15 protein-coding genes are annotated in these 20,387 nt (G+C 46.3%); 6 read left to right on the forward strand and 9 right to left on the reverse strand.

The genetic code is table 11. The features are described from left to right. Positions 1–186 precede the first annotated feature (186 nt). A complete protein-coding gene (locus tag GGU45_RS01070; RefSeq protein WP_435221227.1) occupies positions 187–1,779 on the reverse strand; it encodes a helix-turn-helix domain-containing protein in 1,593 nt (530 codons plus the stop codon). Positions 1,780–2,270: 491 nt separating this feature from the next. On the opposite strand from GGU45_RS01070, the gene GGU45_RS01075 reads away from it, so the two are divergent. Next, positions 2,271–3,875 carry a helix-turn-helix domain-containing protein gene (locus GGU45_RS01075; protein WP_435221229.1) on the forward strand — a complete coding sequence of 535 codons (1,605 nt, stop codon included), beginning with the start codon at positions 2,271–2,273 and terminating at the stop codon, positions 3,873–3,875. A gap of 315 nt (positions 3,876–4,190) precedes the next feature. Here GGU45_RS01075 and GGU45_RS01080 read toward each other — a convergent pair whose 3' ends face one another. Beyond that, complete coding sequence (locus tag GGU45_RS01080; RefSeq protein ID WP_435221231.1) at positions 4,191–5,369, reverse strand: sialidase family protein; 1,179 nt, start codon at positions 5,367–5,369, stop codon at positions 4,191–4,193. A 153-nt stretch (positions 5,370–5,522) separates the two neighbouring features. After that, positions 5,523–6,215: a FadR/GntR family transcriptional regulator gene (locus tag GGU45_RS01085; protein WP_435221233.1), complete on the reverse strand. Its 693-nt coding sequence runs from the start codon at positions 6,213–6,215 to the stop codon at positions 5,523–5,525. 306 nt (positions 6,216–6,521) lie between these two features. Between GGU45_RS01085 and GGU45_RS01090 the strand changes: the two genes are divergently transcribed. Genes GGU45_RS01090 through GGU45_RS01110 form a run of 5 tightly spaced genes read left to right on the forward strand, consistent with a single transcriptional unit; the run spans position 6,522 to position 13,605 of the window. Beyond that, on the forward strand, positions 6,522–7,454 hold the full coding sequence (locus tag GGU45_RS01090; protein WP_435221235.1) for a dihydrodipicolinate synthase family protein: 933 nt from the start codon (positions 6,522–6,524) through the stop codon (positions 7,452–7,454). 5 nt (positions 7,455–7,459) lie between these two features. Then, positions 7,460–8,737: an MFS transporter gene (locus GGU45_RS01095; protein WP_435221237.1), complete on the forward strand. Its 1,278-nt coding sequence runs from the start codon at positions 7,460–7,462 to the stop codon at positions 8,735–8,737. 18 nt (positions 8,738–8,755) lie between these two features. After that, a complete protein-coding gene (locus tag GGU45_RS01100) occupies positions 8,756–10,321 on the forward strand; it encodes an exo-alpha-sialidase (protein WP_435221239.1) in 1,566 nt (521 codons plus the stop codon). Between the two features lie 12 nt (positions 10,322–10,333). Beyond that, a complete protein-coding gene (locus tag GGU45_RS01105) occupies positions 10,334–12,412 on the forward strand; it encodes a GDSL-type esterase/lipase family protein (protein ID WP_435221241.1) in 2,079 nt (692 codons plus the stop codon). A gap of 8 nt (positions 12,413–12,420) precedes the next feature. Then, positions 12,421–13,605, forward strand: a complete 1,185-nt coding sequence (locus GGU45_RS01110; protein ID WP_435221243.1) for an AGE family epimerase/isomerase — start codon at positions 12,421–12,423, stop codon at positions 13,603–13,605. 6 nt (positions 13,606–13,611) lie between these two features. On the opposite strand, the gene GGU45_RS01115 is transcribed toward GGU45_RS01110, so the two are convergent. The 6 genes from GGU45_RS01115 to GGU45_RS01140 all read right to left on the reverse strand — a co-directional run bounded on the left by GGU45_RS01115 (position 13,612) and on the right by GGU45_RS01140 (position 20,379). Next, the gene (locus GGU45_RS01115; RefSeq protein WP_435221245.1) at positions 13,612–14,676 is read right to left on the reverse strand and encodes a PepSY-associated TM helix domain-containing protein; all 1,065 of its coding nucleotides are present in this window, start codon (positions 14,674–14,676) and stop codon (positions 13,612–13,614) included. Between the two features lie 4 nt (positions 14,677–14,680). Further along, positions 14,681–17,011, reverse strand: a complete 2,331-nt coding sequence (locus GGU45_RS01120) for a TonB-dependent receptor (RefSeq protein WP_435221247.1) — start codon at positions 17,009–17,011, stop codon at positions 14,681–14,683. A 158-nt stretch (positions 17,012–17,169) separates the two neighbouring features. Next, a complete protein-coding gene (locus tag GGU45_RS01125; protein ID WP_435221249.1) occupies positions 17,170–19,110 on the reverse strand; it encodes a hypothetical protein in 1,941 nt (646 codons plus the stop codon). 78 nt (positions 19,111–19,188) lie between these two features. Beyond that, positions 19,189–19,602 (reverse strand): arsenate reductase ArsC, encoded by a 414-nt coding sequence (locus tag GGU45_RS01130; RefSeq protein WP_435221251.1) that lies wholly within the window; start codon positions 19,600–19,602, stop codon positions 19,189–19,191. A gap of 54 nt (positions 19,603–19,656) precedes the next feature. Continuing rightward, the gene (locus GGU45_RS01135) at positions 19,657–20,133 is read right to left on the reverse strand and encodes a DUF6428 family protein (RefSeq protein ID WP_435221253.1); all 477 of its coding nucleotides are present in this window, start codon (positions 20,131–20,133) and stop codon (positions 19,657–19,659) included. Between the two features lie 45 nt (positions 20,134–20,178). Next, entirely contained in the window at positions 20,179–20,379 is a 201-nt protein-coding gene (locus GGU45_RS01140) for a hypothetical protein (RefSeq protein WP_492226441.1), read from the reverse strand. Between the last annotated feature and the right edge of the window lie 8 nt (positions 20,380–20,387).

Raw genomic sequence — 20,387 nt, forward strand, 5'->3', positions numbered from 1 at the left:
AAAAAAAGGGCTATCGAAATTCCGGAAAATCATCAATGACCGGACTCATAAAATTACAGCGAAATAATAATTAATATATATTATTTTAAAAATAAACCCTCATTTAAACAGATAAGCCGCAGGCCCTGGAGAATCATATTAAGTAAACCGGTAAAAAATGGATTTAAAACCAGCAAAAAGCAAGGATTATTCATGCTTTTTTTCGAGGTATTTAATAAAAACAGAGGGCGATAATCCAGTAAATGTTTTAAATACCGCTGCAAACTGGCTATGGGAGGAAAAGCCGGCCGTGGTGGCAAGGGCGCTGATCTTATATTGCCGCCAGCCGGGTTGATTCTTTAGCTTCTCAACAATATGGTTCACCCGGAGTTCGTTGATATAGCTGTTAAAATCTGCTTTTTTGTGTGTCTTTATTAGATAAGAAAGATACTTAGTATTGGTGTTCAGCCGGGTAGCCAATGACGACAGGGAAAGCTCGCCATTGAGAAAATGGTCCGAGCGCTCAAAGTTTTCCAGTCCTTTTAGCAGTTTTAGTTCGGTTTCCCCGGTCATTAATCTTTTTTCCCTGGCCCCAGTGTCGTGTTTGAGGTCCTCCCCGGAAACAACAGTTTCGTCCTGGTTGATTTCAATATCCGGTTCTGCCACCGGTAAAATATCTTCTTTTACCAGTTTTTGTTCTTTTTCCTTTGCATGCAGCTGCTCCAGGATGCGTTCGAACTGCGCCAGCTGCCGATGCTTTTTTCTCCGGTATACTACAAAAAAAACAGCACCCAAAACTAATAGCAGTACCACGCACAGGATCACTATCGTTTTTATGTTGCTTGTCAGCTCGGCCCTTATCCCCCGCTGCTCCAGCTGATTATATGTTTTATCTAAAAGTTCGGTTCTTTTATCAAGCAATGCACCGGTTACGGAATCCTTTTTTTCGCGGGCTATAGCCAGGTGTTCCTGATCTCTTGCCCGCTCATAATACTTTTTAGAAACAGCATAAACCCCTTCCTTAAGCTGCAGGTATTGTGATGCACTGGCAATTTTTTCGGCTTTGTCCAGGTATATTTTAGCGGTTTTCAGATCTTCTTCTTCAATAAATATTTCTGCCATTCCCTTACAGATCATCCCAACAACATAATGGTTGGGGGTTGGGGTGCTAAGGGCCAGTGCCTTTTGATAGCAGGCCAGTGCGGTATCATAACTCTTCAGCATCCGGTAATTGTCACCCAGCAGGCGTTCATTGTTCATTACAATAAAATCCCTGTTGTTCTGCAGCTTGCCGAGGCTTTTCCCCGCATCTTCCAGGTACTTTATAGCCAGCCGGTTGTGCTCCCCATCCATGTTACTGAAAGCAAGTTCCTGCAGCATGAGCCCCCGGGTGCTGTTGGCCTGCTCGGGATCACTGATCCGGGGAATAATTTTCAGTGCCTTGTCGGTATAGTTTTGTGCCTTGTCGTAAAGTCCTATTATACGGTATAGCCCTCCTAGGTACCCGTTTCCTCTTGCCTGCCAGGCATAGTCGCCCGTTTCGCCGGCCAGCTTTTCCAGCTTTTGTGCATATTCAATAGCGCTGTCAATATCTTCCTTTTGCTGATAGATCTTTGCAATCAGCATCATACTCCTGATGCGAAACCGGGCTGTATGAGATGTTTTGAGCAACGAATCTGCCGCAAATAACGCGGCAGACAGGTTTTCCTGGGATAGTTTCGTGGAAATTTTATTGTAGATTTTATCAAAAGCAACCGAGTCCTGGGCCTTTGCACCGATGGCCGGCATCAACAATAGCATTATACAAAAAAAAGAAAGAGAAACACCCCGGCACCCCCCATTAAAAAGCCTTTTTATCATATTCTCACGTTGCACATCGATAACCATCAACAGTAGTAATTTTCAAACACAAATAAAATAGCAACCCATCCCACTACAAAAATCAACATCGCTCCCATACGGAAAATTTCTATCAAAATTCCAGAACTTTTGTAAAAACCCTGTTCAGAGGCGCTATATTACCAAACAAACGTACAATAAAAAGCCCTCTGGTTGCACGTTTACCGGACAATTATATGCCAAAATTCCGGAAATATGACAGTCATTTAATGACTGCGCAGCCTGTTGCCTTACTTTCTTGTCCAATTCTCCCTATTTTTACACAAAGTACCCTTGTTTATAAATTTTGTCCTTTATACCCCCGTGTATAAAATGTTTTGAGCAACCAAAAATCAAAAATTGCCCCTCTTTTTAGTAAACAGCATTTAATGTTAAACCGGATGGTCAGAAGGTTGAGAAAGTTCTCAATGCTGGTATTTTTATATACTGTACTCCTTGCGTCTGCGTCTGCACAGGATTCAGCCGCATATAGCAAAATTTTTGATGAAGTTTATTACAAAATCGCTCCTAAAAATACCGACAGGGCATTGGATATTGCAGACTCGCTGTACCGTAACTCGCTCCGTCCACTGTACAAAGCCAAAAGCCTGATGCTGAGCGCTTCCATTTACGAAGTGAAAGAGGATCCTCAGCAAGCCGTGGCCTATGCAGAAAGGGCTTACAAGCTGATCAGATCTACTGATGACAATATTTACCAGGTTACAATTTGCGGATTCCTCGCGGGTCAATACCGGAACCTGAAGCTGTATGACCGGTCCAGACACTATTGCCAGAAAGCCACAGAGCTGGCGCCGGTAATTAAAAATCCCGAACAGCGAAACACCATGCTGGGATTTATACAACAGGAGCTCGCTTATTGCCAAATGGCCCAGGGACATTACCCGGCGGCCCTGCAGTACCTCTATAATGCAAGGAGGTTTTTAAGCCTTAGCGGCAAAAACAGGAGTTTTGTGATGGGCCATAACGAGCAGCAACTGGGGCAATGCTTTTACAATATGAAAATTTACGACAGTGCCATTGCCCATTTTAAGGAGACGCTGGATCTTTTGCCCGGACAGTTCAATTATATAACCAGCCTGGCTTATAATTACCTGGCGGCCTCCTATATCGAAAAAAATGAATTCAAAAAAGCCCGGCCTTTTATCGACAGCGCCACAAAATTTGTCCAATCCCTGCAGGACCTCAATATAAAAAATAAAATATACAAAACGCTGCAAACCTATTATGCCAAAACGGGCGATCCTATCCGTATGGAGCAGGCCCGGCAAATGCAGGATTCCTTATCGGAACTGATGTCTAAAAACAAAGCTGTTTTTTTTGAAAGTTCCTACAATGCTTTAGAAAAGAAACAAAAAGATGCAGAAGCAAAAAACAGCCGGAAAACGATTTATGTCATCACCTGCCTGATAGTATTATTTGCAGGAAGTTTTTCCTTTGTCTTTTACCGGAAAAAGCAGAAAAAGAAGCTCGGCCGGTTAAAAAAGATGCTGGAGCAGGTACGCACCCGGACACATCCGCCTGCCTTGACGGAGCAGCCTGTATTAGACGACACCGCGCCGCAGCGGGCTACTTTTATAAATAATCCGGAGCATACTGATAGCAAAAAGGAAGATAAAAAGGCGGGACCATCCATACACACCGGTACGGAGCAAAAATTATTAGCCAGCCTCCAGGCATTTGAAAATTCCGGTCATTTTAATGATAATAATATGTCCTTATCTTATCTTGCTGCACACCTGGGCACCAATACCAAGTATCTTTCCTTTGTTATAAGGAAATACAAAGAAAAAGATTTTAATGCCTATATTAATGAATTGCGCATCAATCACATCGTTGATAACCTCAAAAACAATAAGGCCTGGCGGCAATATAAGATCAGTACCCTGGCCGCCACAGCCGGCTTTTCTTCCCATAGCCAATTTGCCGCCATATTTAAGTCCATCACCGGGGTATCTCCTTCGGTATTTATCCGGTACCTGGATCATGAAGAGCATTAACCTTTGCCGATCGCGGCCATTAGCACACCCCATACAGCCGCTGCGGCAACACTTACCGGGTAACCTCAGCCTATCGGTTTTTCATTTTTATCATCTTTATACAGCCCGGCCGGGTTCACCGCTTCCGCCGGTAATCAGCAATAAATGATCATTTATAAAAACATTGGAAGTAAGCGCAATGCCCGTATCGTATTTACCAATGCATCGGTCCCTGTCATTTAGAATCCATAAACAGGACATTCCGTAATGAGCCACCCAGGCCATTATGCCGGACTGAATCTGTAAAAAGGGAAAGCGCAGGAAACTCTCTATTCCCTACAGTTTATATACATCAGTTAATGCGATGCGGGAAATATCGGTAACCGACAGGTGGGTTTTGGCTTGCTGGCTACCCGCACAATAAGCCAGCAAAATATCTTTTTTATAAAAGTGAATGGCGATATAACAATACCAGCCATCCGGGTCGGTTTCCAGATTTCTAATATGGATCCAGGACCGGCCCTCATCTTTTGAAATAGCCACCGTCAGTGGCGTCCGTTTTCCTTTTATTGCGATGTTGGATCCATCATTATTGTTCCAAACGGCCAGCAGATCCCCGGTAGACGGAATGCGTTCGATGGTTGCGGGCGACAGCGGCGATTGAAGGTTAAAAGGCAGGGCCGCACTCCAGGTGGCGCCCCGGTTTGCTGAATAGGATACATATTGTGCGCCGCCGCTGGCCCTGATATACATCATAACACGGCCATCTTTTAGCGCTGTAAGACCCGGCTCCTGGGTAATAACACCGGCCGGTGTGGGCACTTCTTTTCCCGCCTTCCAGGTTTTTCCGTTATCATCAGAATAATAGGCAAACAATGCGCCTTTGTTCTGCCATTTGGGATCAGCCAAGCTGGAATGTCGCGCCACCGCCAGCATCAGCCGGCCATCGGGCAATTGAATTACCCGGTCATTATTGAGCACAAAATAGCCCTTCTGATCGGTGATACAATCCACCGGCGCCGTCCAGGTTTTGGCCTCATCATTTGAAAAACGCACCACCGGAATACAGTCAACGGTGGAATTCTTTCTCAAATAGAACAGCGCAATCGTACCATTTTTTAACCGGAGCAAGGATACCGACATTACATTCAGGCCTCCTTCCTGGTCAATAATTTTCGCATCCTGTGCGGTCCAGGTTTTACCCCCATCAGCCGAATACCTGCCCGCCAGGTAGGCCGGGGAATGGTCTCCGGAATTGTTGCCCGTGTACCGGGAGTAGATAAATAAAATGCGGCCATCCTTCAGGGTAACAAAGGAGCCTTCGCTATTGCGCGGGTTATCCGGCCCCGGAGAAAGCTTCAGTACAATATGATGAACAGGCCCCGTGGCAACAGATACCGCCTTTTTACCGGGAGCACATCCTGGCAGACATAGCATTACAATAACCGTTGCAGTAAAAATATACCGGCTGGCCAAATAGGTCTGCCTGTACCTGTTGAAAGAGCAATTACGCATAGCATATCAATTTGAATAAACAATCATTTTAAGATAATACCAATCCGGAAAACAAATAGGAGCGCCTGTTAACTCCTCTAATAGTTCCATCTCCGGCTTACCGGTTTCACCTGTGGGTGGGCAAACCAGGGACTGCTGAATTAACACAGCCTCTTAATCCAAAAGCCTGTTAAAATGATTCTCCAGATGACTGCGCATTCCGTTCCGGAAAGCTTCCGGGGTACCTTTTTCCAGAATCGCGATCAGCTGTTTATGCGAAACAAATTTCCTGGGGCTCAGGTTCTGGTTAACCAGTGAGCTTTTTTGCACATAGTCAAAAACCGGGAGCAGCAGGTTCTGGAACCGTTTTAATGTTTCATTTTGGGAAATATCGTACAGCTTTCCATGAAAGGCTATTTCATAAGAAGCATTAAACATAAAATTCTTCGTAGAGGATGGTTCATTTTTAACGATCTGCTTCAGATCCTTAATATCATCGGCTGTTACCCTCCGGAACAACAAATCGGCCATACCAATCTCCAGTACCAGCCGGATCTCAAAAATCTCCTTTAACGTATCATCGCTCAGAACATGCGGATTCAGGCTCTTGGCAAGGTTACTAAAAATATCGGGGCTGGTGATAACCGCGCCTTTTTTCTTCCGGGTATCAATCAGCCCCATAATCCTTAAACGCATCAGCGCCTCCCGGATCACTGTACGGCTCACACCCAGGTTGGTTGCTAAATCCAATTCCCTGGGAATACGATCCCCTACTTTTAATTTACGGTGATGCAGCAAATCAATAATATTAGCTTCTACCCGGTCTACCAGACTGTAATTTTCAATTGATTTAAAAACGTTATTCACTGATGCTTCTTTGAATGAACAAAATTATAACCTAAACGCTAAAAAGATTTGGCAATTTAAAAATAAGCATTAATTTTATTATGTATTACATAATACGTAATTAAAAATTTCAACCGTCTATGCGTAGCGTTTGCCAAAAAACAATACGGCCGTTTTTTGCCACATCTGCCGTACTGAGCTTTTTTGTACAATCCCGATCCGTAAAAGGTCTGGTTTCAGACAAAACCAATAATGCCCCTCCGGAAAGAGGTATCTGATCCAAACCGCCGGTTACAGCCAAATATTAAATCCTATTTTTACAAACAAATGAATCACGCAAACGAAAAGCTTACAGGGCTGATAGCAGCCCCCTTTACCCCGATGAATGCGGCGGGTAAACTAAACCTGGACCTGATACCCGCATACTACCGGTTCTTAAAAAACAACGGCGTTTCCGGAGCATTTATCAACGGTTCTACCGGCGAGGGCGTTTCCCAAACAACAGAAGAAAAAAAACAGGTAATGCAGGCCTGGGCAGCGGCCACCGGTGGCGATGATGGATTCAAGGTCATTAACCTGGTAGGCGGCACTTCACTTGCAGATTGTGAGGAAATGGCCGCATACACCGGGCAGCTCGGCCTCTATGGGGTTTCATTTACCGCTCCCTTCTATTTTAAACCCGCCGACGCAGATGCCCTGGCAGCCTGCTGCAAACGGGTGGCCGCAGCGGCGCCCCAAACCGCCTTTTATTACTATCATATTCCCGTACTAACAGGTTGCCCTATTCCCATGTATGATTTATTGCTTGCGGTAAAGGGCTCCATCCCCAATTTCGCCGGTATCAAATATACCCACGAGGATTTTATGGATTTTCTTTCCTGCATGTATGTAGACAACGGGCGCTATGATATGCTTTGGGGAAGAGATGAAAACATGCTCTCCGCACTGGTTTTGGGTAGCACCGGGGCCGTGGGTAGCACCTACAACTATGCGGCCCCCCTCTATCACAACCTGATAGCCGCCTTTGAAAACGGGGCACTGGATAAAGCCAGGGATCTGCAGCAGAAGGCCATTGATATGATCCGGTTGCTGGGCAAATACGGGGGCATTGCCACCGGCAAGGCTTATATGAAGCTCGTAGGTCTTGACTGCGGCGCATTTCGATTGCCGGTAAAGAACATGAGCGCCGTTTCATTTGAAGCCTTTCGCAAGGATGTGGCAGCATTAGGCTTTGATGGTTTTTGTTCCAAAATAATATAAGAGCAATGCCTGAAAACATAACGGATACCCACCAAAAACAAACGCCCGGCAAAAAAGACTACTACCCCTGGGTTGTGGTAGGGCTTTTGTGGTTTGTAGCGCTATTAAACTACCTCGATCGCCAGATGCTGTCTACCATGCGCGATGCGATGCAATACGATATAAAAGAATTGCAGCGCGCAGAAAACTTTGGGATACTGATGGCCGTGTTTCTCTGGATTTACGGCTGTATGAGCCCGGTATCCGGCATCATTGCAGACAAGCTCAACAAAAAATGGCTGATTGCCGGCAGCCTGTTTGTATGGTCGGCCGTAACCTACCTGATGGGGCATGCCACAACCTTTGATCAGCTATATATTTTAAGAGCTGCAATGGGTGTAAGCGAAGCACTCTACATTCCAGCCGGCCTGGCCTTAATAACAGAATACCACGAGTCTAAAACAAGATCCCTCGCCATAGGCATTCACATGACAGGCCTGTACGCCGGCCAGGCGCTGGGCGGGTTTGGAGCCACCGTTGCCAGTAATTTTTCCTGGCAGTTAACCTTTCACTGGTTTGGCATTGTTGGAATTATTTATGCCGTAGTGCTATTGCTTTTTTTAAAATCCAAAAAAGGAGCAGCAAAGGAAGCTGCGGCTCCGTTATTAAGTAATGGCAAGCGGCCCTCTGTTTTCAAAGGATTGAGCATCTTACTATCCAATATCGCATTTTGGGTAATCCTGTTTTATTTTGCTATACCCAGTTTGCCGGGGTGGGCCGCTAAAAACTGGTTACCCACCCTGTTTGCTCAAACCCTTAACCTGGATATGGGCCGGGCCGGGCCGCTGGCCACCATCACCATTGCCGTTTCTTCTTTTATTGGTGTCATTATAGGCGGTACACTTTCCGACAGGTGGGTTCAAAAAAATTTAAAAGGCCGGATTTATACCAGCGCCACGGGGCTGAGCCTTACCATTCCGGCGCTCCTGTTACTGGGTTTTGGCCATTCGCTGTTTAGCATTGTTGCTGCCACTTTTCTTTTTGGAGTAGGCTTTGGTATGTTCGATGCTAATAATATGCCCATACTTTGCCAGTTTGTTGCCGCCCGGTACCGGGCTACGGCTTATGGGCTCATGAATATGACCGGGGTATTTGCCGGCGCCCTGGTCACCAACCTGCTTGGAAAAGCAACAGATGCCGGCCACCTGGGCAAGGATTTTGCGCTGATGTCCATTGTGGTGCTCGTTGCAGTTATTTTACAACTGGCCATCTTAAAACCGGCGACAAACAATTTTTCCGATTAGTTTTTACAACAGACGATCATGATAAAAAAAACAAAGGCTCGCTGCATTCTATTTTTCACCCTGCTTTTAGGTCTTCCTTTTTGTGGCATTTCACAGAAGGCTAAAACAAACGCCGGGCTGCTCAGTTATACGATCCCGGTTTTAAAAAGGGCAAAAAACAATCCCATACAACGGATCCGGATCTATACGGAACGCGGACAAACAAGTACCCGGCAGCTGTTTATTACTACAGACCCCGCAAGCGCCGCCGGCATTATGCAAATCGACATTTTCGCCACTGGCGCCGAACCAAAATTTTCAGACGCGAAGCGGGCTGCCACCATTAATACCATACAAACAAAAAATACAATCCCTCTAAACATCGCATTACAGCCCGGTATTAATTACCTGTGGGTTAGCATATTGCTAAACGACAACGCGCCAACCGGCAAAAAAATCAACCTGCAAACCAGGGCCCTGTCGCTTTCGGACGGCAGTACATTGGCATTGCAGCCCATCAAAAATCCACAAAAGGGATGGTATACCGGCACGGCCATTCGCCAGCCGGGCGATGATGGTGTACATACCTACCGTATACCGGGCATTACGGCAACAGATAAAAATACACTAATAGCCGTTTATGATATCCGTTATAAAAACAGCAGCGATCTTCCATCCGATATCGATGTGGGTATGAGCAGGAGTACCGACAATGGCAAAACCTGGGAACCGATGAAGGTGATTATGACGATGGGCAAGCCCGGAGACAACAGCGGCATTGGCGATCCTTCCATCCTTTTTGACCCGGTTACAAAAAAAATATGGGTAGCGGCCCTGTGGAGCAAGGGCAACCACTCTATTGCCGGTTCAGGACCCGGCATTTCTCCTGAGGTTTCGGGGCAATTTGTTTTGGCCAGCAGCGATGATGATGGCAAAACCTGGTCGGCGCCCATCAACATCACTTCCCAGGTAAAAAATCCCATCTGGCATCTTTATTTCCAGGGGCCCGGCAATGGAATAGCTATGAAAAACGGAACACTGGTATTTCCTTCGCAATATTGGGATGAAGGTAAAAAACCCGGCATCCCCCATTCCTCTATCATCTATAGTACCGATCACGGTAATACCTGGAAATCCGGAACCGGGGCAAAATCCAATACCACAGAGGCCCAGGTAGTAGAAACAACCCCGGGAACCCTAATGCTGAACATGCGCGATAACCGGGGCAGTTTCCGCAGCATCGCCACCACCCGCAATTTTGGCGGCAGCTGGCTGGAGCACCCCAGCTCCTACAAGGCCCTGCCGGATCCCGTTTGTATGGCCTCCCTTATAAAGGCCCGGGTCAACATCAGCGGCCGGCCCAAAGAAGTATTATTCTTCAGCAATATGAACAGCAGTGATGCAAGAAATCATTTAACCATTAAAGCAAGCTTAGACTTGGGCGAAACCTGGCTTCCTGCACATCAATTACTTTTAGATGAGCGAAAAGCTTATGGTTATTCTTCACTGGTAAAAGTAGACGACCGCACTATTGGCATTTTATATGAAGGCACTGGAGCGCTCAATTTTGTAGCCGTCCCCGTTAACGACATTATCAGGCCCTAATACCCACGCAGGATGAAAACCAGCTACTCATTATTATTCTTCCTGATGCTATGTTATGGGGCACTGCAGGCACAGCCCAAAAAACTGGCCTGTGTGGGCAACTCGGTCACCTTTGGCTGGGGGCTGCAGGATCGAAACAAAGAGGCTTACTCCGCGCAGCTGCAGCAGTTACTGGGCAATAGCTACCATGTAAAAAATTTTGGACATAGCGGCGCCACCCTGCTAAGAAAAGGACACAATCCCTATTACAAAACTTCCGCATTCCGGCAATTATGCTCCTTTAAGCCGGATATCGCCGTCATTCACCTGGGATTGAATGACACCGATCCCAGAAATTACCCCGGCTACCGCGATGACTTTATACCGGATTACAATTGGCTTATTGATACGCTAAAGCAACAAAACCCTCATATAAAGATTTTCATTTGCCGGCTTACGCCCATTTTTACCGGGCATTCGCGGTTTCTTTCCAGTACCAACAGCTGGCATGCAAGTCTGCAAAAAAAAATAGAACAAATAGCCGCTGTCAACCGGCTGCCCCTCATCGATCTGAATGAACCGCTGCACAACCGGCCGGACCTGTTTCCGGACGCCGCCACCCTGCATCCCAATGCAGCCGGCGCCGGCATCATTGCCAACACCGTTTACCAACATATAAGCGGAAACTTTGGGGGATTGCAAATACCCGGCTGCTTCACCAGCAATATGGTGCTGCAACGGGAGCAGCCGATAAAGTTTTGGGGCAGGGCCAATGCGTTTCAAACCGTAAGCGTCCGCATTGGCAATGCACAGCAAAGCATCAAAGCCGGTTTTAATGGTAAATGGCAAATCAGCTTCCCCGCCCGGAAAGCCAGTACCCGGCCGCAAACCGTCGTCATTAAAAGCGAAGGACAATCCATGGTATTAAACAATGTGCTTATCGGGGATGTATGGCTTTGTTCCGGTCAGTCGAATATGTATTTTTCCTTGCAGGAATCATTGGGCGGCGATAGCCTGGTGCGCTTGGCAAACAGCAGCCAACCCCTGCGTTTATTAAAGCTGAAGCCTTTTGCAGAAACCGGTAACCGCGCCTGGACAGCAGAAGAACTAAACAGGGCCAACCAGCTTGACTTTTTTTTGGGCAGCTGGCAACCAAACGGCGCAGGAGCAGCCGCCGCATTTTCGGCTATCGGATATGTATTTGCACAGAAAATACAGCAGGAGCAAAAGGTTCCCATTGGCATCATTGAGATAGCCGTTGGCGGATCACCGCTCATTTCATGGGTAAGCCGCAATTCCCTTCAGCAGAATCCCCTGTTTGAACCGGCATTGAATAACTGGCGGCAGTCGGACTATATCATGCAATGGTGCCGCGAGCGGGCAGCCGTCAATCTGGGCAATGCCCAAAGCCCGCTGCAACGCCATCCCTACGAGCCGGCCTATAATTTTGAGGCGGCCATTGAAAAGCTGGCGCCCTTTCCGCTAAAAGGAATCCTTTGGTACCAGGGCGAAAGCGATACCGAAAATGCAGCGCTTTACAAAAAGCTTTTTCCACTGTTTGTATCCGATTGGCGGTCATACTGGAACCAGGATCTGCCCTTTTATTATGTACAGCTTTCGGGCATCAGCCGGCCCTCCTGGAATCATTTCCGGAATACCCAGCGAAAATTACTGAACACCATACCCAACAGTGGCATGGCCATTTCCAGCGACCTGGGCGACTCTACTGATGTACATTACAAAAACAAAATACCGGTTGGCCTTCGTTTGGCCAGGCTGGCGCTTACCCAAACCTATCACCATAGTGGATTACCCACGGGTCCGCTCTTTCAATCCATGAAAAGAATTCGCAATAAGGTGCAGATCCGTTTTAAATATGGTACGGGCTTACACGCTTCAAATAATAAAGCCATTACCGGCTTCCGCATATTAACCGATAGAGGCCTTTTTTTACCGGCAGCAGCTATTGCACAGCAGGATCAAATCAGCATCACCCTGCCCGCACACCAGAACGTGGTGGCCATCGCCTACGGGTGGGAACCCTTTACCCGGGCCAACCTGGTCAACAACGATCAATTGCCGGCCAGTACTTTCTTAGAATATTTTAAATAGAGCATGCAATGAACCTCCCCTACTTAACAACATTAGCTTCATTTTACAAAGACCAGCTGTTGAACAATACTCTCCCCTTCTGGTTTCCCCGGTCCATTGATACGGATCATGGCGGTTACCTGCTGATGCGGGATGCCGATGGCACCCTGATAGACGATGATAAAGCCGTTTGGATACAGGGCCGGGCCGCCTGGCTGCTCAGCACCCTGTACAATACGGTAGAAAAAAAAGAGGAATGGCTGCAAGGTGCCAAAGCGGGCATCGATTTCCTGTTGGAGCACTGCTTTGATACAGACGGACAGATGTTTTTTCATGTAACCCGGGATGGGAAGCCCATTCGCAAGCGCCGCTATTTCTTTTCGGAAACCTTTGCCGTTATTGCCTTTGCCGCGTATGCGAAAGCCACGGGCGATGCTGCTATTGCGGCCAGGGCCCGCGAGCTTTTTGGTATTTGTATTCAATACGCATCCGGTGAAATACAACGGGCGGCCAAATTTGAAAAAACCCGGCCCGCCAAAGGCATCGGCATTCCCATGATCCTGATGAACACGGCACAGCAACTGCGGGAAACCATCGGAGATGATCGCTGTGATCCATATATCGATCATTGCATTCACGAAATTGAAACCTGTTTTGTAAAGGATGATCTCCGTTGTGTAATGGAGCAGGTAGCCCCGGACGGATCGGTTATTGACCATATAGATGGCAGGACCCTCAATCCCGGGCATGCTATTGAGGGCGCCTGGTTCATCCTGCATGAAGCCGTACGCCGGAACAACAACCCCGCACTGATACAGCTTGGCTGCCGTATGCTCGATTATATGTGGGAACGGGGCTGGGACAAGGAATATGGCGGCATTTTTTATTTTAGGGATGTATATCATAAACCCGTGCAGGAATACTGGCAGGACATGAAATTTTGGTGGCCCCACAACGAAGCCATCATTGCCACACTGCTGGCTTATACAGTTACCGGCAATGAAAAATACCGGCAATGGCACGAGCAGGTGCACAACTACGCTTATGACCATTTCTTAGACCGCGAGCAGGGTGAGTGGTTTGGCTACCTGCACCGCAACGGAACTATTGCACAAACCGCCAAGGGCAATCTTTTCAAAGGCCCCTTTCACCTTCCAAGGCAGGAGTGGTATTGTTATTTACTGTTGCATCGCTATGCAGGAGTAGCGGTGTGACAGCTCCTAAGATCTGGAGCTTCTTTTTCTTAGTCTGTTCCTTTTCCGCCAAACGGCAAACCCGGTAACGCTCAATAGTCCGGGAGTTAAGCCCAGTATGCTGTATACAATTTTAACAGGAAGCCCTCCATAGTTTCCAAAGTGCAACGGCGTTACGATGCTCCACCATTTCTTCATAGAAGGCTGATTGCGCAAGGGCTCCGTTTTTGTAATGCGGCCGGTTTCCCCGTTATAGAAGATCACGCTGTAAAAAGCCCCGTAATAAAAGGGATCTCCTTTAAAACGTCCCCTGAATTCAACGGCGTCATCACCGCCACGCAGCCGGATCATGCCTGTTGAAAAATCGGGCTGGATCATTTTTATCGATGCCACGGCGCGATCTAAAGAAAACGGGCTTACAGTTTTTTCCGCTGCAGTTCCTCCTTTTGAAGGCGCGGAGATAATCCGGATGCTGATAGAAACGCCCGTAGTTACAATAAGCAGCATAAACAATAATGCATATACACCCGTCAGCCGGTGTAGCGAGGAATAAAATGCATGGCGACTTTTACGGTTCAACCGCACCTTAAAGAGCAAAACTTTAACAAACGCTTTCCGGTAAATATAAATGCCTGTGACAATGCAGATAAAGAAAAGGATACCTATTACCAGGACTACTACCGTACCCGTTTTGCCCGTAAAGAGTGTGTAATGCAGGGTGAGCAACGTTCTTTGCAACTGGTTTTGGACATTATCATCAGTATATAATAGTTTTCCTGATACAGGGTGCATATAAATATGCTTTATAACTCCTTTTTTTCTCAGTTCATAAATAATCGGGCGGGTGGCAGCGGGTTGGTCATAAATGCGTATTTCCCAGCCCGGGTATTGCTGCCATAGCTGTACAAACGAGGTATCATAGCCGGGGGGTATATTTGCAGTACCGGCTATTGCAATCTGCGGCCGGTAGCCCTTTCCTATTTCATCTGCAAATACCAGTATGGAGCCGGTGATGCTCATTTCCAGCAAAATAATTCCGGCTATCAGTCCGCACCAGTGATGCCATGCAAATATGCGTTTCCCTGCTTTCAATTAATTACCATTTATAACTTACACCCAGCTGGTACCGCATGCCATTGGCCTTAATGTAATAGTTGTTCAAACCGTACCACTGCGATGTAGTGGGATAATAATCTTTATTAAGAAGATTTTCCACTCCGGCAAAAAAGTTTACGCCGTTATTCAGCTTGTAAGCAAGGTTCAGATTTACAATTCCATAAGATGACACGGGACCTTCGCCAAACCGGTAACTTCCATTTCCCTGGGGTGCAAAGCGTTTCCTGTTACCACTGTACAGCCATTCCAGGTTGGCTACCCAGTGCGTACCCGGGGCATAACGGATGTGGGAAACAATTTTAAGGGGTATAATCCGCCGTCCGTTAAGGTATATATCTGATGAATCGCGGTAACTCCCGTTTTTATTGATATCGGCTTTCCCTTCCATATAGGAGACCCCTGTTCCAAAACTCAGATTTTTTATTACAGCTATATCCAGTGCGGCTTCAATACCCCATATTTTTTCCGGCGCACGTTGCTGTACAAAATATCCGTTTTCCTCCACAATAGTACTGCCTATTTTAGAAGTGCTGGTATAAAAGGAAGTATTGAACGAAATACCTTTGTAAGTAGACGCAAAACCGGCCTCATAATTGTTTACAACCACTGGCTGCAACTGCATTTTGGCAATATCGTTTTCCCTGGCACTGCGCACATACTGCCCTATATCAATCATCGAAAATCCCTGGGTGAAACTTACAAATGGTTTAAATGCTTCCCATTTCGCATAGCGCAAACCGGTACTGAATGTGGATGCGGAAAAATTGAGCTTGCCTCCATTAATAGTTTGGCCGCCTGCCGCCTGTGTTGTTTTGATTTGTGTAAAGGAAGGAATTGTAAGGTCTACCTGGTCCAGCCGGTACCCCGCTTTAAAAATCCAGTCCTTATGGATAACAGCATGGAGCTGCGCAAACGGAGCGGGGTTCGTCATTTCCATTTTAGGCACCCAGAGCCGGCCATCAGTGAGGCTTTGCCAGGTAATATCCTTTAAATAATCGATCCCATATAAAAATTCTGTTTCCACATTATTGCTGATCTGCCAGGGAGTATTCAGTGTAAGACGGAACCCTTTCTTATCTGAATGAATGGTTGACTGTCCTGCAGGCACAAAGCTGGCCGACCAGCCATATACCGTATAAAATTTTTGGAGATAGGCATTTGCTTCCAGCGAAGTGTTCAGGAACAATTTCTTTGCCTGGTATTTTATATAGGCATTATGGTTATACCGGGTGCCCTCGTCATCGCCCTGTACGGGCCCTTTAACTCCAATAGTAGGGGTTACGCCATGTTTGCCGATCTGTTCAATATATTCGCTGTTCTGCTTCGAGCTGAAATAATTGTACATTACTTCAACACGATGATTGGGGTTGATATTATACCCCAACTTACTAAAGGTATTGATAATCGAGGACTCGCCGTAACCATATACAGGGTCGGTTGGTACTCCTTTTGCATCCTTATACACTCCTGTTTTTTCATAGCTGCCGGATACAACATAGTCGAAGGCTTTGATACCGCCATTCACCTGTTGAACCAGGCGAAATCCTCCTGTTTCGCTGCCATGAACGCCCATGCCTGTTTTGGCCAGGGAGGTAAATGTACTAACCGGTTTGGATACATTGGGCTTTAAGGTAATGTAGTTGATAACACCGCCATCTGCTCCGTTGCCGTAGGTTGCCGTTGCTCCTTTGATCACCTCTACGCGTTCAATAACCGAGGGGTCCATCGTTCGCATATCCCGTGCTCCGTTTCTTAAAGGAGTGGATTGAGGGATGCCATCTACCAGGACCAGCGGGGTTCTCCCTCTCAACGTTTGCCCCGTATTGGAAGTACTGTTGGAACTATATCCCAGAGAAGGCACCGTCAGTCCCAGGATATTTGACAAATTGGGCGAAACAGCGGCATGAAGCCGGATATCGTTTGCGTTGACAATCTGCACCGAAGCGGCTGTCCGGTCTACCACCTCCGGTCGCCGGCTGGCGGTAATGGTTATCTCCTTCAAATCTGAAACCGACCGGTTCAGCTGGATCGAAACGACTGAACGTAGTGCATCTCCGGAAACTGCTACCGACTGTTCTACAGGATCGTATCCAACAGCGCTTATTACCAGGTTATAGTTACCCTGTTTGGGAACGCTGAGCAGGAAGTTGCCCGACTTTCCGGAACTGGTGGCCAAAAAACTGCCTTTAACACTAATTGTTGCTCCTTGCAAACTATTGCCGTTTTGATCGGATACCCGCCCGGTAATCGTTTGCCCACAGACTACAATACTGAAAACTATTGAGAGTGTAAATAATATTGCCCTTATCATTGGTTTTGATTTATGGGCGCGAAAGTAAAAGAATGAACTTACAATGATTTTCGAAAAAGGGAATTTCTGAAATTGGTGGAAGAAGACGGGCTTCTATCTGGCCTTCTACTATGAGCTTAATAAGCTGTTCTCTTAATGTTGTGTCATCTAAGATTCAATTATAGAACGATCAGCAGATCCTTCTTAGATATCACCGCGCCTTCCTTCCAAACATGTTTACCCGGTATTGCATTCAGTACCAGCATATCCGTAAAACGAGAACGGGACAGCTTATCTGCCGTTTTGTATGTAATGAGGCTGGATTGGCCAAGTACAAAACGAAGCCGGTCTATGCCAGCCATATTTGCCTCTGCACGATACGTTCTTCCTGTTCCTGCTTTTACCTGAAATTGCTGTAACCCGATCTGTAACAACCGGGAGGCCTTTTCATAAACCCAATCAGGATTATTTAAAATGCCGAATGAAAGCGTTTCAATAAAATCCGTTGTACAAGCTTTCACTGCCTTAAGGGTTTCCTTTATACTCAGGCGGCCATCAGGCATAGATTCGCATTCAATCATCGCTTCTATATTCTTCCCATGGGCTATCAGCATCTTTATAACAAAAGCACTATCGGATCTCTTGATGTCGATTGATTTTAACGAAACAGTTTGTACAACGTCATTCACTGAAATCTTTCCTATCCCGTTTCTATCATCAGGCGATACAATGTGGTCTTTTGCCACAGGCATCAGTTGCAGCATTATTTTTGCACCCCAGGATACACTGTGAATAGCAGTACCCGTTCTATGAATCATGAACTTACCGTCCTCAAAACAGGTTACCCCTGTCTGTTGCGGCTTTTCCGGAGCAAGCTCGGTCTTAGCAAAATGTAACACCAGCCAGGCCTGTATCAGCCAATACCCCAGGTGGCTTTGGGCCGATGCAAAATAGTTTTCGCCGGGAGCGTAAATTGCGCCGTCTTTATTCCGGGCCTGCATTTTTTCCGCGGTTTCAATAGCTTCCTGTAAATAATATACCGCTTCAGGATCATTGAAACGGGCTACCGCAGTTGCGTGCACCGGCATCCAGTCAGCATTCCTAAACAGCGCCCAGTCCTGCCCATTGGGATAACAATAACCACCGTCTGGCAAGAGAAGCCTTTTTTGAACATTGTAAATACCCGGCAGGTTGTACAAAAAAGCATCAAAGGGTTTTCTATCCGTCATCAAATAATCAAGATCATTTCCCGCATTCAATATCCACGCGCCCATATAATCAGGATGAACGATGTCATGATTTTCTAACGTAAAATCATCATAGATATTGGCGCCCGTGAACTGCTGATACACGGGTACCTGATCTACAACCGTTTTTGAAGTGCTGTCGGCCGGCCGTAAATAGGAAGACATTGCCCATTTTTGTAAAGCCTGCTCCCATCCTGCACCACGGCGATCATTTGGCATAAGTATCAACGCAGCTGACAAAACCTGGCTATTCCAGCCGTTTTCTTCCGATTTACTATCCGACCTGAGCTGGTGGGGAGGCAACATACCTTTAATCCGGTCTGCTTCATGAGCAACTGTTTTTCTAACGCCGCTTCTGACATCGTCGGGCAAACCATCCCAGCTCCACCAGGCAGCATTCCCCAATGCAGCGGTCCAGTGAGCCGACTGCCACGCATCACCCCAAGCTTTGCCGTCATCCGTTTTTAAATCGCCCGTCTTGTGAGTGCGGACCAGGTACCGTAGAAGCGGGATCAATTCATTTCGTAACAGATCTTTACGCGAGACACCGACTATCTTATGATCATAATTTCCAAAGCGGTATAAAAAAGAAAGATCCGCAGCAAAAGTGGCATTGGGACGGATCCCCTTCTCTATGGATTCGCTTTGGGTAATCAGTTTCATCGAGGGATCATTGTGCCAGTTTTGCAATTCTCCCCGGAGATGATGTACCTGTTTTTCAACAAGCATGTAAATCCTGTTTTTCTCATGCAGATACTTTCCATTCTCTTTTAACCGGCAGGGCAGCACCTCCCGTTGGCTTTCTACCGGGGCCACAGGAACACTATCGCTTGCCACCGCCTTACAAAGTAGCACCGTAAGTAGTAAAAGCATCCTTATTTTTCTTGTCGTTTTGAATCCATATACCAAGTTTTTTACGTTCGCGTGCCGGGGCGTAGTTATTTGCAGACATTACAGGTTGGTTTGAACAAAGTTTTTAGCATAGTCTCTTATTATATCTCTTACTCTTGTAAATTCCTTCTCCGTTTCTTCTTCCATTCCCCGGAATTTTGCAGGATCAGGAAAATTATAATGGAATTTTACCGCGTTAGTAGGTAAGGAAGGGCATCTTTCTTTTGCATGATCACATACCGTAATTACATAGTCAAAGTCGATATTGCTGTACTCTGTAACATTATTAGAGGTGTGGCCCGAAATATCGATACCATCGGCTTTCATAGTAGCTATTGCTTTTGGGTTTACACCATGCGTTTCCACACCGGCGCTATAGATCTCCGCCTTATCTCCGGCAAAATGTCTTAAATAACCCTCGGCAATCTGGCTACGGCAACTATTTCCGGTACAAAGCACCAAAACTTTTTTCATGTTTTTTTATTTTGATTCAATGATTTTTTATGAGGTTAACCGACATTGTTGTTTTTAGCAACAGCCTCCTCCTGGAGTGCAGCAGCTTTCAGCATTAACAGATAATTCTTTTAATGATGCTTTTTGCTTTTCGGCAGGCAAGCCACAATTATCTTTTGCCAGGCAATCGGTAACAGTGGGAACCAGCATAAAAGATTCTCCGTCAAAATCCAGGGCATACTTACCAATGGTGTCATCCTGGTATTCAACTTCCACTTCCAGGTTGTCGTTAATCGAAAGCTTTTGTTCGCAGAGGTTAATAATATTTAGCAATTTGCCGGGCTTTAAACGATGCTCATAGTCATTGGCATTCCATAACTGAAAGTTAACTTTGGCTTCGTAGCGGGTTGTTCCGCCACAATCAATGAAGTGTTTATTTACAATCCCTACCTCCGTTACATGAAAATGTTCCGGCACTTTGGCGCCATCTGGTAAAAGAAATGCTACACTATTCAAGCCCGGCAGTATGCTTTTAATTTCAGACAGTTTCATAATTTCTTGTTTTATTGTTTACAATATTGCATTATTACGATAAAGTTACTGGGCCAGGAGAAATTCAGAAATATTTTTGGTGTATTTTAGGTGAAAAATCACCATGCGTTGCAGGTAGCCGGTCACCAATGCAGCGGCTTCCGTTATCCCAATAGATGGGTGGAATTTTGACATCCGTTCCAAATAAAGGTTTCTGATTTTCATTGCAACAGTACTGAACAAAAATGGAACAGGTGCCGTCAGCATGAACCTGG

The organism is Niabella hirudinis (assembly GCF_051201075.1).
GTDB lineage: Bacteria > Bacteroidota > Bacteroidia > Chitinophagales > Chitinophagaceae > Niabella > Niabella hirudinis.